The sequence below is a fragment of the Moorena sp. SIO3H5 genome (assembly GCF_010692395.1).
Taxonomy (GTDB): domain Bacteria; phylum Cyanobacteriota; class Cyanobacteriia; order Cyanobacteriales; family Coleofasciculaceae; genus Moorena.
Window position 1 is genome coordinate 1 of record NZ_JAAHHS010000175.1, and the last position, 15007, is coordinate 15007.

Below are 15007 nucleotides of genomic sequence, written 5' to 3' on the forward strand. Positions count from 1 at the left end.
ACTCCTCCCCCTACCCCCCTCCCCCTCCCTCCCCTCCTCCCCCTCTCCCCCACCCCCCCATCTCCCCCTCTCCCCATCTCCCCATCTCCCCACACTCCCCATCTCCCCATCTCCCCATCTCCCCACACTCCCCACACTCCCCATCTCCCCATCTCCCCATCTCCCCACACTCTTCCCTATTCAACACTTATGGGATTAACTATTCCCAGACCTCATGGTTTTTGGGACTTGAACTCCCAGGGCTAAGGCTCTTACTCCCATATAACAACACATAGCCAGCCATAAGATTTGACTACTGTGGAACCACCAAGATGCTACAGCTACAGGGAGAAAACCAACAAGACTACCGGTTACAACACCTTTGCGAAGCAGAGCTCCTTCAGTTAAGCCCAAAAAATACCCATCTAACATAAAAGCCAGGGAACTCAGTGCTAGAAAGGGAAGTAGCCAGAGAAGATAATGGTGAAGTTCGTCAATTACCTCCCCATGATTGGTCATCAACCCAAACAGAGGATCTGGCAGGAATACAAATAAGGAAGCTATGGTTAGTCCTATGCCCAGGCTGCTTGCTCCAGATAGGCGCAACAGAGCAGGAAATTTGTTGGTCAAGCCTTGACCGCGAAAGTTCCCTGCAATACTTTCCGTAGCAAAGGATAATCCCTCAATAAAGTAGAAGGTGATAATCATCACCTGCAACAGTAAAGTATTGATAGCTAGCACCATCGTCCCCAAATAAGCACTCAAATCAGTAAAGGCAGCAATGGTTACGGTTCCAGCAATAGAGCGTATCCAGATATTTCCATTCAACTTAAAGGTCGATTTTATGGCCTCTAGGTCGAAAATTCTGTCTACTAGCGCTAGCATTTGAGGATAGCCATTTTCTGTAGCTATGAAAATCATCCCCATAAATAACATTAGATACTGGCCAGCCGCCGTAGCATATCCAGCCCCTGCACTTGCCCAGCCCCAACGGATAATCAACAGGTAATCCAGTATGATATTCGCTCCATTGCCAATAGCTGACAAGACTAACACTTTGCTGCTCTTTTCCCGGCCTAGAAACCAGCCGATTAAGACCAAGTTGAGTAGGGTTGCAGGCGCTCCCCAAATCCGAGCATTAAAGTAATCTTGTCCAGCAGCTTTAACCTCAGGTGCAGCGCTGAGTAAGGTAAAGCCTATCTCTCTAAGGGGGTATTGTAACAAGATAATGAGTAGTCCGAGGGTTAAAGCAATTAAACCATTACGTAGAAGTACTAACGTAACGCCATCTTGGTCAAAGCGTCCTTCTGCTTGAGCCGTTGGGCCGGTAGTTCCCATCCGCAGAAAGTTACAGTTGCGATAGACCAAGTTGAAAATAACTGTAGCTAGAGCAACCCCAGCTAAATAGTTAATATCTGCTAAGTGTCCTAAAAATGCCGTATCTACTAACCCTGCTAAGGGAATCGCGATGTTGGAGACTATATTGACAGTCGCTAATCGCAGAAAGCGCAGATGAAACGTTTCAGTATTGTCTTTGGACATAAGGGGTGTTAATTACCAATATCTACCCAAAATTATTGAGTATCAAATTTTAGTTTATTATCACCATAAACAATTTTTGCCTGATCGTGTTTATTTTTGTTTACAATACCCTATAATTGGAGTGGGTGCTAATCACAAAAGTTGCTAGTTATAGCCATAATTTGTATCTCTTGATACCAAGAATTTTAAAGTTAGTATAAACCCATACTAATTTTTGGGTTCTTGAAGCCATTTTGAGGTGTTTTTTGATAGCTAGGAAGTTAGCTTATCCATAGAATTATCAGCTGATTGTAAACATGGAACATTCTTATCTCACTATCATCTTACCCGATGGTTCATCTCACCCTATTCCCATATACTTTACCAAGACAGGACAAACACTAATCTGTGGGAAAACAGTAGCAAAAACTACAGGCTATCAAATTTACGATTCCGAACTCAGGCACACAACTACTGAATTAGCCAGTCTAAGTTATTTAGATGCCGGAGCTCTGGAATTATACTACCGGGGGATTCCGATCCAATTAGTAGTCGAGAATTGCGATTACTTAGATACCATTATTTTGTTATATGAATCACATCTCCCCAGCCCAGAGGAAAAACAATGGTTTAGGGAGCAACTGGCCAAACACTCTATTCTGGATCAGAAAATTATTAAGGGACTCAAGAGTGTAATCTCTTCCTTTTCTACCCATGCTAATCCCGTCGCTATTCTAAGTTCTGGATTATCCTATCTTTCCGGAGAATGTTCTTTGCCTTTACGGAATCAAGGCGAACAGTTGGAAGCAATCTTCAAGGCTCTGGCCATAACTCCTATTATGGTAGGGATGATCGTACAACATGTTAAACAGCAACCTTTGGTATTGCCCCAAGACGTTGGCTGTTATGGACAAAATTATGACTATATCAATAATCTCCTCGGAATGATCTGCGGTTTCGGTAACGTAACCGATGAGCAACGCTCTTTGATGGACACACTAATGGTGTTGCATGCAGACGCTGGCTTGAGTCCTTCAACATTTGCTGCTAAACAAAATATTAGCAATGGTACGGGAATGTGGAGAAGTTTAATCTCTGCCTTAAACGCCTTGTCTGGAGACAAACATGGGGGCGCTAATTTCAGGGTGTTGCAGATGTTTCAGGAAATTGCCGCTGCTGATGGAGACCTAGAAGACAATATCAGAAACTATATCCAGCAATCCCTGACTCAAAAACAGAAAATCCCTGGCTTAGGACATATTGAATTCAAAGGAATAGACCCTAGAGCCAGAATTCTCGGCAAAATCTGCCACCAAATGGTTGAAGAAGGCAAGGGAGATACCTTCATGCATATTGCTAAGGAAATGCATAAGCAAATAGATACTATTCCTTACTTCGATAAGATTAAACCAAACGTAGATTTTTATTCTGGTGTTTTATGGAAAAATCTAGGAATTCCTGATCAACTGATGATAGTTATGTTCTATTGCAGTCGTATTGCTGGTTACATCGCTAATATTTGCCTAGCTACCGAGAAATCTACTATTGTTTTCCCTAATCAAGCTTATGTAGGGAAAACAAATTTATTATTTAATGATGTTGAGCCCAGCAGTTCAGGAGTGATTCCCTTATTCCCTGCTCTTACCGCAAGCCTTGACATGTAAAGGCTGCCCAATAAACTGGGTGTTGAAAGGGTAACTGCTGTTTGCTAATAGTAAATGTAGGGTGGGCAGTGCATTACACCGATTCATTTGTTTGCCATCCCTTGACTAAGCACTGCCCACCAACGGACTAGTTGATGTCGGTGGGCAGTGGATCACACCGATTCCTTTCCTTGCCATCGCTTGACTAAGCACTGCCCACCCTACGATTAATCTTTCTAGCCAATCGAGGGACTTTTTTAGTCCCTTTTCCGGTTGAATTAAGCTTCCCCACCTGGGTTTACCGAGGTGGGGATGTCTATAGCTAATCTGGAGAAACACCTCCAGATGGGATTTACCCTAATGTTAAGAATTAATACAGCAATAGCAACACTTAGTCATACAAATGGTAGAGAAAAAAATTTAGATTTATGCTGTGACTAAACCTCAAATCGCCATTAGAATTTCTCCAACCCTTTTCCGATAACTCAATAGCTGCTAGATTGAGCAAACTGGTAGGTCAAAGACTGATGTGATGGTTGATGCGATCGCGCTTATACCTGGCTGTGTTGAAAACAATAGAAAAAGAATTTTCAGGTAGTATCTGGAATTCCTTCGCAAACCCTGGTAGTAACACATAGATAACCAATGAACACTACCGATTGCTGATGAAGTATCTTCGACCTCGAAGGGCTTGCGAAATCCTCGGAGTATCAGATAAAACCCTAAGGAATTGAGAGCAAGCAGGAAAAATTAAAGCCAAATGTATCTGAAAAGATTCCCATCACTCAGATAATGGCTGAATTTGAGACAAGGTTGGTGGAACGAAAGGCTGAAATTAGAGGGAAATCAGATGTCAAGTAAGCTTATTCTAGAAGAAACTCCTAACACTAACTCTGCTATATCAGAGTTAGTGTCTGCTCTTCAAGGTTATACTCATGCACTTACTACACTTGAAGATACTAGCTCGCCATCAAAAGAAACAGTTCTAGAAGTTTTGACTGCTCGTGATACAGTTCAAGCAGAATTAACCAATCAATCACAGATTCCTACAGGAAGCTTGATTAAGGTTAACGATCTAGATCACCGATTAAAGCAAGAGACTAATAAGATTACCACAGTAGATCTAACTGAATTGCATTCTATTTTGAATCCTAACGTAGACGCTTGGTGGTGGTTTCTTGAACCTCCAAAGCATCGATGGGATTATCTGGATTGGCTATGGAAAATTCTGACAGTTGTATTTATCACATTGTCTTTGAGCTTAACCGTAGACATTGCCTCACGCTTTCTGAGTGGTGGACCAGATAGCTTAGGGGCTTTTGTTGCTGCTACTCAGAGCGTCCTGACAATATTTGCTGGTAGAACCGCTTTCACAAAAACTGGACAGGAGTCAATCAAACGTGCTCTTACCCGTTTGAAGATTCCTCACTATTTTTGGGAAGAAGTAAGTTGTGGCATTGCCTTCAGTCTTTTACTAATTTCTGTTACCGTTCGTTTGTTGTTACCTCAGATTGCTATTGTTTATGAAAATATTGGTGATGGATACAATAACAATAACAAGAATACTCCGGAATTTGCTGCCGCCATATCAAGCAACGAACGAGCACTCCTCCTGAATCCTGACTACGTTGAACCTCATTATAACTTAGGAGAACTTTATGAGAAACTACAAGACAAGGAAAAGGCTTTAGATGAATACCAAATTGCTGTCGAAGATGACTTTGATCGTGCTTATAATAAATTAGGAAGAATGTATATTATTGACGAAAAATATTATAAGGCTAGTTCTTTGTTACTAAGAGGTATAGAACTAAATACTGATAGCGAAAATGATACTGATAATACTGTTACTCCAGTCATATCCAAATTATTGAAAAAACTGGGGTTGAATTCGATAAAACAAAATACGTCTACCGACGATGAGAAAGTGAAATACAATTTGCGGAAAAACCTGGGGTGGGCTCGGCTAAAACAAGAGCGCTATGCTGAGGCAAAACGATATATCAAGGATGCTATTAAGTTAGATAATAAAAAGGCACCAGCTTACTGTTTGCTAGCTAAGGTATTACAAGCTGAAAAAAACAAAGCATATCAAAAAAACACGGAAAAAAGAATTACGAAAAATTGGATATATTGCCTTGCATATGCCTCCTCTTATAATATAGATGAAGACCAATGGATTGAGGAAGCTAGACAGCACTTAGAAACTCCCTTAAATCTAGGAAATAATCAAGTTATTCCCGATGAATTACATCTAGAAACTGTGGAGATAGGAACTGTGGAGAAAGCTGAGGGAGTGGGTGAGAGCATCCTCTTACGTGGTAAAAGCGATCCCATTGCTGTATCCAAAGATGAACCGCTTTATTCTGGTGACTTACTAAGAATAGATAAGGGAGTTGATGTAGTTATTAATTGCGACTACAACAACAACAAAAAGAATCACAAATGGCATATACCTGAAGGTATTTGGGTGGGCGTCAATAATGGTTGTCGGCAACCTAAATCCATTGAGTAAATCTATCATTTAGATTTAAGGTGAGCAGTGTATCACACCGATTCATTTGCTTGCCATCGGGTTGATACACACTGCCCACCCTACAATTAATCTGAGCTGACTTTTTACAGAAAACCTAAAGCCCTTCAGCCCCGTCTCTTTAGAGCGGGGATGAAGGGTAACAGCGGTCTTTAGCCGCCGTCAAAAAAAACTGTAAATAATCCGAAATTTTACTCCAGGTGTTGTAGAATAAAGTAGAAGCGGTAGAGGTCGATAACCGATGATTATTCTTGAGTTTAAAGCCAAAGGCAAAGAGTCTCAATACTCAGCTATAGATGAGGCCATCCGGACTGTAAAGTTCATCCGAAATAGCTGCGTTCGCCTATGGATGGATAATAAAGGAACAAATAAATTTGATCTCAGTAAATACAGTAAAGTGCTTGCTCATCAGTTCCCATTTGCTAATGAATTGAACTCTACAGCTCGTCAGGCTGCCTCAGAAAGAGCATGGTCATCGATTGGCCGTAGGCCACGCTACGCGAACGTTCGCTTCTATGACAACTGTAAGAAGAAAGTACCAGGAAAGAAAGGATTCCCTAAGTTCCAAAAGCACTGTAGATTCGGCGTAGCCGACGCTGCGCGAACGGTTGAGTACAAGCAGTCTGGATGGAAGCTATCCCCTGACAAGAAATCAATCACATTTAGTGACAAAAAGGGCATCGGGAAGCTTAAACTGAAAGGTACATGGGACTTGTGGCGTTTTGACAAGAAACAGATAAAACGGGTTCGGATAGTCAAGAGAGCAGATGGGTACTATATCCAGTTCTGCGTTTCAGTTGACGTAATTGAGGAGTTAGAACCATCTAAAAGTACTGTTGGGTTAGATGTAGGGTTAAAAGAGTTCTACACTGATTCTGACGGAAACTCTGAACCCAATCCCAGGTTTTACAGAACTGGGGAAAAGCGACTAAAGTTTTATCAACGTCGGGTTTCCCGAAAAAAGAAAGGCTCATCCAATCGTAGGGTGCGGCTTGTTCTGAGTAGGAGCCTCCTGAGAAAGGAGGGGTATAACTCAGGGAATCGCGGGGTTAAAATCCCAAAAATTCTAACTGTCTGTTGGATGGTGGTGAAAACCCACCCCATTAAGAGATATGTGACTCCTTATCTGGCCACACCGAGCAGGTGACATCCTAGCAGAGTGAAGCTGGCAACAGGGCGGAATCAGAGGTAAATCAGATGTGCCACACTGCCGCTAACAGGGAGACGACATGGGTAACAGTAGTAAAAGTCCTGAAAAAGTGTCTAATTGGAAAGCCGCAATCTGACTAGTACATGCGAGACTTGATTCCTTAATCCTCACGGTATTCTCTTGCGGATAACCGTAATCTCCGAGGAAGGAATAGGCAAATTGGACTGCCCTAAATCGTCATAACAATCTAACAGATGGAACAAGTAAAAACGGCAGCAATACAGGTCTGTAGGCGGGTCGAACCTACGGTAAGAGATGTCACTCCTAATCCCTACTGCCGGGTAGGATGTGGGCTAACAACTGCCCACGGGTATTCAGAATACACAAACTAATGGAGAGCATTGTTAGACACATGGGCAACCATAGTGAACATTGGAAAGGTCAGAAGTGGAAGAAACTCCGACAAAACCTATTCCGCCTACAGAAGAGAGTGTACAAAGCGGTTCGAGCTGGAGACCTCAAGAAAGCTAGGTCTTTACAAAAACTGATATTGAAATCCCGTGCTGCACAGCTCCTAGCTGTACGTCAAGTCACACAACTAAACAAGGGTAAAAGAACAGCTGGAATTGACGGAAAGTCAAAACTCAATTTCAGGGAACGCATGGAACTGGTTGAAACATTGAACCGTCACGGCCACGACTGGAAACATGACGGACTACGAGAAAAACCAATCCGTAAAAAGAACGGGAAAACTCGGATGTTGAAGATACCAACCTTAGCCGACCGAGCATGGCAATGTCTAGCAAAATTTGCATTAGAACCAGCCCACGAAGCTACATTCAGTGCAGATAGCTATGGATTTAGAACGGGCAGATGTGCCCAGGATATCCAAAAACGTCTATTCAATCATTTGAAATCAAACGTTAACGGAATCAATAAAAGAATCATAGAACTAGACATTAAGAAATGCTTTGACCGCATCTCACACAGCTCAATAATGGATAGATTGCTAGCCCCCGCGTGCCTAAAACAGGGGATTTTCAGGTGCTTAAAAGCGGGCATCAATCCGGAATTCCCAGAGCAAGGAACACCCCAAGGCGGTGTGGTAAGCCCCCTATTAGCAAATGTGGCTCTAAATGGCATAGAAGATATTCACACAAGCCTGCGATACGCAGACGATATGGTGTTTATACTGAAACCAAAAGATAACGCAGCAACAATACTGGAAAAAGTCAAGAAATTCTTGACTGACCGAGGGATGGAAATAAGTGAAGAAAAGACCAAACTAACACGGGCGACAGATGGATTTAACTTCCTGGGGTGGAGATTCCGCGTCAGAAAAGACGGAAAGTTCTCATGCGTTCCCTCAGAGGATAATCACAGAGCAATCCGTCAGAAGATTAAAAACATAGTCAACAACTCGAATTATGGTGCCAAAATAAAAGCACAGAAATTAGCACCCATCGTTCGCGGATGGCGTAACCACCACAACAGCTGTGACATGAGCAGCCCAAGGGATAGCCTATGGTTCATGAACCGGACCGCAAACCGAAAATTCCGAAAGGAAAAGAAAGTAAATCGGTACCAGGCCAACGAACTATGTAAAAAGGCATTCCCAAAAGTAGGTTACAAACAAAACCAACACGTAAACGTAAAAGGGACTAAGTCACCTTACGACGGTGACTTAGTCTACTGGAGCAAGAGAAACTCTAGACTCTACTCCGATGCTACTTCCAAAGCACTGAAAAGGCAAAACCATTCCTGTGGACACTGTGGATTGAAGTTCTTAGAAGACGAGTCTGTACACCTTCATCACGTCGATGGAAACCACGACAACTGGAAAACGAAGAACTTATCAGCAGTTCACCAGAGCTGCCACCAACAGATACACTCTTTGCAAGCCAAAAGGCCGGTCAAAGACCGAGTTTACCCAGGAGCCGTGTGAGGGGAAACTTTCACGCACGGTTCTGGAGCGGAGGTGCCCCGGATAATACCGGGCATCGACCGTAACAAAGCCGTTAATAAATTAGGCAGGCAGCACCTCAAAATAAGTAGGCAACGTGAAGAACATGCCAAGAGACTGGCACGTTGCGTAATCCGGTCTAACGACCTGGTCGCCTATGAAGACTTAAGGGTAAAAAATCTGGTAAAAAATCACTGTCTAGCTAAATCTATTAATGACGCAGGTTGGTATCAATTTAGGAAATGGTTAGAGCATTTTGGAGTTAAATTTGGTCGGGTTACGGTCGCAGTGAATCCTGCCTACACAAGTCAAAATTGCTCTGAGTGCGGCGAAGTGGTCAAAAAGTCATTATCAACTAGGACTCACGTCTGTAAGTGTGGTTGCAGACTAGATCGGGATCACAACGCTGCAATCAATATCCTTAAGAGAGCCTTGGGTACGGTGGGGCACACCGGAACCTGGGTCATTGACCCGAACGCTTCAGGAGATCTAGCCTCTACTGTTCTTGATTCCGGTCAGGTGCAGCAAGCTGGATCGTTGAGTGAAGAATCCCCGCGTCTAATGACCGGGGAGTGTCAACTCAATAGGGAACGCGCACCAAGAAAGCGATCGCATAAGCGCGGAAGCTTCGCGTGACTCGCTTAGCGTGGCCAAAGGCCAATCGCATTCAACAGACCTAATAACCTTCAACCTCCTAACCTTCAACCTCCTAACCTCCTAACATTCAACCATCCAAATCCCCTTCCATCACAGCAGCGATCGCATCTTTAGCATTATCTTGGAATTCCTTGAAATTCACTTTACCCAGGAACCAAATTGCTACTATCATCCCTGCGGATTGCAGAGCAAACACGACACCATAAGCCAAGACTGGGCTAGTAAAAATTGCTCTACCTACATCAAGGATCACCCCACCGCTGGCTACTGCTATGCCTCGTGACATGGCTTGGGCTAATCCCCATGCTCCCACAAAGGTGCCAGCCGCTTCTGCTGCGGTTAGGTCTAACATCAAACTGACAGCTCCTGTGCTGGCGATACCAGTAGATAAACCAAATAAGAGTAAGCTTCCCTGGAATAGCTTGGCATTTTCGGTAAATCCTGACATTATAATCAAGATCAAGCAGATAGATACCGCTAGACAGCCTAATTCAGTGGTTTTGCGCTTACCCAAATTGGGAATTATGAAAAACCCAGTGGCGCTCAAGCTCATCAACATCCCAATCCCCCAGAAGGTGTTCAGTAGAGAGGTTTCAGGAATTGACATATTAAAGACCTCTCCCCCATAGGGTTCTAGCACTGCTTCCTGGAGAAATATGCTGATGGTCATGATCATCAAAAAGGTGAAAAACAGGCCAGTTTGGGGACTAGCAGTTAATAGTTTTAGGGATTGGCCCAAGGTAATCTGGTCGTCGCGATTCGCTAGGATAGAACGGGAAGAATAGCGCGAGTATTTTTTCTCGATTCCAAAGGTGGCTAATACCGCTAGCCCGAACACCATTAAGGGTACGAAGAAAAACAGCCCAGTAATTGATGACCGCAATACTTCCAGGGATGCATCAACATTATCTAATCCCTTCAGCAAAATTTTGCTGCTGATGCCCCCAATCGCAATACCCACAGTCATCATTGACCAGATAATACCGATTAATTTGCCACGGTTATCTTCATCAGAAATATCCACTAATAAGGTAAAAAAGGTAGTGGAACTCATACCCACAGCCATACCGTAGAGAGCAAAAACTAGAGCCCCAAGAGCGACCCAACTATAAGCTGGAATTGACCATGTCCAACCCCCAGCCCCTTCGACGAGATTGCCCAATTGCCAGGTGATTTGTACCGCTAAGGATAGGATTATCATAAAGAAGCCGCTTCCCATCCAGACGTAACCAGTACGGTGATATCCAAAGACGGGTTTAGTATCCGAGAGCTGACCAAACCATACCCGGGCTGGGGCAACAAACAGCGAAATGGCTAGGAGGCTCCCGGTAATTGAGGCTGGAATACCTAGCTCGTCGATCATCACTCGGTTGAGCACTCCTAGGGTGAGCACTGCCAAGACCCCTAATCCCATCTGGAATAGACCAAGCCGGAACATGGTAAATAGATTAATATTGGGAAGTCTGTGGTGCTTTGCTAAGGAGGGAGGCTCAGACTTTACTACATTACTGCTTTTCATCGGTATAGTTTCAGTTTAGTGTGGAGACAGAGAGGGAATCGGGAAAAGTACGAAATAGATCCAAGGATTGTTTGGTGTTATAGCGCTACGCCCAAGGCAAAAGGCAAGAGGCAAGAGGCAAAAGTTGAATACAACAGCGTAGGTGCGCTTTCCGTTGGCGAATTAAATTCGCCACGGGTCGCACCTTTTGCTGCTTGTATCAATGTCAAACACTTTAATGCGTAGTGGTATATGAGAAATTAGCATTGGGTTTGATGATCAATTTGGATATGTTATAGCTAAATCCTATAGCGAAACGGCTTAGATCAAATCCGTAAATGGGTTATCTTGATGGGCTCGATAAATGCGATTGGCCTTGGCCAAAAGGCCACGCTAGGCGAACGCTCCCGATTCCCGACTCCCGATTCCCGACTCCCGATTCCCAATTCCCGACTCCCGACTCCCGATTCCCGATTCCCAATTCCCGATTCCCGACTCCCGTTACCTCCTGATTGTGGAATGGGCATCTTGCCCGTTACCTCCTGATTGTGGAATGGGCATCTTGCCCGTTACCTCCTGATTGTGGAATGGGCATCTTGCCCGTTACAATCTTCGCGCGGGCAGGATGCCCACTCTACTCGTAACCCTCTCAACATCTCAGGGCATCCATTCCAACCCAATCCCCACCCGACTATCCTTATTTTCGATAGAATTCTGTTTCTCAATATCCGTAGCAAGCCGCAAATTGGGAGTAAGGGCATAACCAAAGGAAAGCTTGCTTATCCCGACCTCATCACTACTGCCAATAGACACAAAACTCTGAGTGAAGGAAATATCAGCGGCACCACTGCGAGACAAAACCAATAACAACCGCGCTCCCACATTTACCCCATCGGTAGAGTAACCATCAGTCTCCAAATTGCGATAACCCACCATCGGGGCAACATTGAAATAACTCCCTAAGGGCCGCACGTAATAGCGCAAATCTACCCCAAAGGTTTCCCGCTCACCATTAAAGGAAGCCTGATAATCCCCACTCACCGTTAAGCCAGAATTACCAATAAACACATCTTCTACTCCCACATTCACCCCTGCTGCTTGTCCATTAGAAGGAAACTGGGAGTAACCCAACCGCAACCGAGTGCGAAAACTGGGTTGATGGCGAATATCCTGCCAAACATCCGGCACCTCCTCTAGCCAACGCTGTAGCACCGGACTGCTTTCGATTACCTCTGGACTTAAATCCAACTCCTGGGCTGCTGAATTACCAGGAGGATCAGACTGGGGGGACTCTGGTAATTTATCTGGAGTAGGCTCAGGGGGATTGCCCTGGGTTTCCTCTTGGTTGTCTGTAGTCGAGTCCGGTACTGGCACAGTTTGACTCCCAGCTCGGTAAGCAACTGTGAAGGTAAACGTTAGTCCCAATAATCCCGTTTTTAGATACTTAAGTCCCAAATTTTTTAACACTCAACAATAAAAAATACACTAACAAAACTGACGCACCTATACGGATCAAAATTCTGTCATTCTTATATCATTTCCGGATCTAAGGGCATAGGGAGGTAATAGGGAATAGGGAGTTGGGAGCAGGGAATAGGGAGCAGGGAGTTGGGAGTAGGGAGTTGGGAGTAGGGAACAGGGAACAGGGAGTTGGGAATCCAAAAAAAAGTGATCCTACATAAAGTAGGATCACCACAAAAACGAAGCTAACAGTTAGCGGAGCAAACTTTAGATCATAGAACCATGTTTAGCCGTCATATCAATGGGCTTAATCAGGTACAATTTTATGAGCTGCCAGGCATTAGACATGTAGAGGGGCAACTTCTGGAATAGTTGCAAGAACTTAGGCGTATTTGAGTTAGCGATCGCTCTCAGCTTATCATTATTCTCGACACAAATCTCCAGACGCTCATAAAATTCCGGATGGTCTACATCCAGAATAACTGGGAAGACCCTTCCTGAGGTGTCGTTAGTCTTCTCAATCACATGCTTATCATACTCACGAGCATCTAAACCAATGGAGGCATAAAATCCATACCGCTGAACATCATTCAGATACATAGTGGCAAACACCGACAGCAAGAAGAATCTCGACCAAAGCTTAGCCTGCCAATCATTCAGCGTATTCGGCTGGGCTCTCATGATCGCATCAAAGAAATCCCCATGACGGTTTTCATCCTGACACCAGTTTTCAAAGAACCGGAAAATTGGATAGATTCGGTCTTCAGGATTGGCTTCTAAATGGCGATAGATAGTAATGTAGCGCCAATAGCCAATCTTCTCAGACAGATAAGTAGCGTAGAAAATAAATTTCGGCTGAAAGAAGGTGTACTTCTTGCTCTTAGTCAGGAATCCCAAATCCAGCTGTAGATTGAAATCTGACATAGCCTTGTTCAGGAATCCCGCATGACGTGCTTCATCACGAGACATCAGGTTAAAGCACTCTGCCAGTACAGGATTTTTATTCTTTAAGCGCCGTCCCAATTCCTTATACAGCAAGAAACCAGAGAATTCCGCTGTACAGGAACGTTCCAGAAACTCAACAAATAACCGGCGTTTTTCCCCATCAATATGGTTCCAGGATTGATTAAACTCCTCATCCCGGACAAAATGGTGACGATTGTAGTCCGCTCGAAACTCTTCCAGGATGGCTTCTAGTTCATCCTGATTAGGCGAGAGGTCCATCTTCGCCATTGCTTCAAAGTCAGTAGTGTAGAACCGGGGAGTTAGGAGCGTGTCCTTCGCCGGGACCTTTACACCGGGTCGGATTTCATCAAAATCAGGTTTTTTAAGGGAATCTACCATCTTAAGCTCTTGCTTGCTTGTTATAGTTGCTTACCATTCTCGGTGGCCTGGTGTGGACAGATCCGGGTCACTCAACCCAAGCCCAAACCAATGACTAAGCATTCAGCGGTCAGTTATCAGCTATCAGCTCATGGGCTACGGTCACACTACTTGCTGACAGCTGTTCGCCTAGCGTGCGCGTAGCGCATTAGCTGAATGCTTACACAGTATATTGCTATAGATTGCTTTATGAGTTTACCAGGGTATTGGTGATTTCAACCGCCTATTTACGTTAAGAGTTGCAACGTAATTTCAAGTTTTATCACATTTTACCCCTGCCGTAGCTTAAATTTGAAAGCTTAAGCAAACCTAAAAGCTTAAGGAAACCTGAAGTACAAAAGCTGTTACATAACTTAACTAAAAGAATTAGTTAATCAGGTTGTTCAATCAAGTTATTCCCTTTTTCGTTATCATCTTTATAGTTTTGACATAAAAATGGGGATTGTCAAGGGGGAACCGTTTCGACTCCCCCTTTTTTTTATATCCAAACCTTGCCCATGCTGAAGGGGATTGATAGCCCTAAGTATATGAATCCCCTTCACTTAAAAGCTCTCAGATCCTGACTCAGGATTTATGACTCTTCAATCGGAAATCGTATCATAGTTGTTTATGTCCCTTTTAACTAAAAAAAATTATAATTTAACTAAATACAATTAATCGTAACAATACAATGATCTATAAATTGTTAATTTTTTGTAATTTTTTTAGGTAATTTTGGCTACTAGAGAATAATATAAATGATGTGGCTATACCGGAGTTTAAATCCTTGGATAAGCTGGGTTAGGCAGCGAGTACTTTAAAAGCTCACCTTTTAACAGAGCTTTCCGCCGTCACCCACTAATATTCAGCGACTTAAACCCTATTAACTATTACTTAATAACCAGTCAATAAGTAATAGTTAAATTACTAAATTAAGTAGAAAAAACTTGACAATAAAAAAAAAGGAAAAAAAACTTATGACAGCGATTGAATCAAGTCAATTGACACCGGCTCAACGGGATGAATTCAAAGAAGTATTTGATTTGTTTGACGCTGATAGTAATGGGTCTCTAACTAGAGAAGAGTTAGCAAGTGCTATGGGGTCTCTGGGAATGACTCCAACCGATGAAGAACTAGAAGCGGTCTTTATCAAGACCGATGCCGATTTAAGTGGAACCATCGAATTTCCTGAATTTGCGGAATGGGTGGTCAACAAGGTAGACCTCACTTCCCAAGATGA

General features: G+C 43.6%; 12 protein-coding genes and 1 pseudogene. 7 read left to right on the forward strand and 6 right to left on the reverse strand.

What is annotated here, in order from left to right:
- Positions 1–195: 195 nt before the first annotated feature.
- Positions 196–1521: a guanitoxin biosynthesis MATE family efflux transporter GntT gene (gntT, locus tag F6K52_RS19065; protein ID WP_293080935.1), complete on the reverse strand. Its 1326-nt coding sequence runs from the start codon at positions 1519–1521 to the stop codon at positions 196–198.
- Positions 1522–1817: 296 nt separating this feature from the next.
- On the opposite strand from gntT, the gene F6K52_RS19070 reads away from it, so the two are divergent.
- Positions 1818–3164 carry a citrate/2-methylcitrate synthase gene (locus F6K52_RS19070; protein WP_293080938.1) on the forward strand — a complete coding sequence of 449 codons (1347 nt, stop codon included), beginning with the start codon at positions 1818–1820 and terminating at the stop codon, positions 3162–3164.
- A 105-nt stretch (positions 3165–3269) separates the two neighbouring features.
- Here the strand turns inward: F6K52_RS19070 and F6K52_RS19075 are convergent, their stop codons facing one another.
- The gene (locus F6K52_RS19075) at positions 3270–3482 is read right to left on the reverse strand and encodes a hypothetical protein (RefSeq protein WP_293080941.1); all 213 of its coding nucleotides are present in this window, start codon (positions 3480–3482) and stop codon (positions 3270–3272) included.
- A gap of 511 nt (positions 3483–3993) precedes the next feature.
- On the opposite strand from F6K52_RS19075, the gene F6K52_RS19080 reads away from it, so the two are divergent.
- The 4 genes and pseudogenes from F6K52_RS19080 to F6K52_RS19095 form a co-directional block, all read left to right on the forward strand.
- Positions 3994–5658: a tetratricopeptide repeat protein gene (locus F6K52_RS19080; RefSeq protein ID WP_293080944.1), complete on the forward strand. Its 1665-nt coding sequence runs from the start codon at positions 3994–3996 to the stop codon at positions 5656–5658.
- Positions 5659–5917: 259 nt separating this feature from the next.
- On the forward strand, positions 5918–6823 hold the full coding sequence (locus F6K52_RS19085) for a transposase (RefSeq protein WP_293080948.1): 906 nt from the start codon (positions 5918–5920) through the stop codon (positions 6821–6823).
- 394 nt (positions 6824–7217) lie between these two features.
- Entirely contained in the window at positions 7218–8771 is a 1554-nt protein-coding gene (locus F6K52_RS19090; protein ID WP_293080950.1) for a reverse transcriptase domain-containing protein, read from the forward strand.
- A 33-nt stretch (positions 8772–8804) separates the two neighbouring features.
- Positions 8805–9425: pseudogene (locus F6K52_RS19095) on the forward strand (RNA-guided endonuclease TnpB family protein); the annotation flags it as partial.
- Positions 9426–9513: 88 nt separating this feature from the next.
- Here F6K52_RS19095 and F6K52_RS19100 read toward each other — a convergent pair.
- Positions 9514–10965, reverse strand: a complete 1452-nt coding sequence (locus F6K52_RS19100; RefSeq protein ID WP_293080952.1) for a BCD family MFS transporter — start codon at positions 10963–10965, stop codon at positions 9514–9516.
- A 330-nt stretch (positions 10966–11295) separates the two neighbouring features.
- On the opposite strand from F6K52_RS19100, the gene F6K52_RS19105 reads away from it, so the two are divergent.
- Positions 11296–11490 (forward strand): hypothetical protein, encoded by a 195-nt coding sequence (locus F6K52_RS19105; protein WP_293080954.1) that lies wholly within the window; start codon positions 11296–11298, stop codon positions 11488–11490.
- A gap of 111 nt (positions 11491–11601) precedes the next feature.
- On the opposite strand, the gene F6K52_RS19110 is transcribed toward F6K52_RS19105, so the two are convergent.
- The 3 genes from F6K52_RS19110 to acsF form a co-directional block, all read right to left on the reverse strand.
- Complete coding sequence (locus F6K52_RS19110) at positions 11602–12411, reverse strand: hypothetical protein (protein ID WP_293080956.1); 810 nt, start codon at positions 12409–12411, stop codon at positions 11602–11604.
- 45 nt (positions 12412–12456) lie between these two features.
- The gene (locus F6K52_RS19115; protein WP_293080959.1) at positions 12457–12606 is read right to left on the reverse strand and encodes a hypothetical protein; all 150 of its coding nucleotides are present in this window, start codon (positions 12604–12606) and stop codon (positions 12457–12459) included.
- A 66-nt stretch (positions 12607–12672) separates the two neighbouring features.
- The gene (gene acsF / locus F6K52_RS19120) at positions 12673–13749 is read right to left on the reverse strand and encodes a magnesium-protoporphyrin IX monomethyl ester (oxidative) cyclase (protein WP_293080962.1); all 1077 of its coding nucleotides are present in this window, start codon (positions 13747–13749) and stop codon (positions 12673–12675) included.
- Positions 13750–14744: 995 nt separating this feature from the next.
- Here acsF and F6K52_RS19125 point away from each other — a divergent pair.
- Positions 14745–15007: EF-hand domain-containing protein (locus F6K52_RS19125; protein WP_293080965.1), on the forward strand; the 263-nt coding region annotated here is incomplete at its 3' end.

Coding starts and splice junctions, on each gene's coding strand:
- F6K52_RS19090 (WP_293080950.1), top strand. CDS start 7,218: ATGGAGAGCATTGTTAGACACATGGGCAACCATAGTGAACATTGGAAA.
- F6K52_RS19070 (WP_293080938.1), top strand. CDS start 1,818: ATGGAACATTCTTATCTCACTATCATCTTACCCGATGGTTCATCTCAC.
- F6K52_RS19080 (WP_293080944.1), top strand. CDS start 3,994: ATGTCAAGTAAGCTTATTCTAGAAGAAACTCCTAACACTAACTCTGCT.
- acsF (WP_293080962.1), bottom strand. CDS start 13,749: ATGGTAGATTCCCTTAAAAAACCTGATTTTGATGAAATCCGACCCGGT.
- F6K52_RS19100 (WP_293080952.1), bottom strand. CDS start 10,965: ATGAAAAGCAGTAATGTAGTAAAGTCTGAGCCTCCCTCCTTAGCAAAG.
- gntT (WP_293080935.1), bottom strand. CDS start 1,521: ATGTCCAAAGACAATACTGAAACGTTTCATCTGCGCTTTCTGCGATTA.
- F6K52_RS19105 (WP_293080954.1), top strand. CDS start 11,296: ATGGGCTCGATAAATGCGATTGGCCTTGGCCAAAAGGCCACGCTAGGC.
- F6K52_RS19085 (WP_293080948.1), top strand. CDS start 5,918: ATGATTATTCTTGAGTTTAAAGCCAAAGGCAAAGAGTCTCAATACTCA.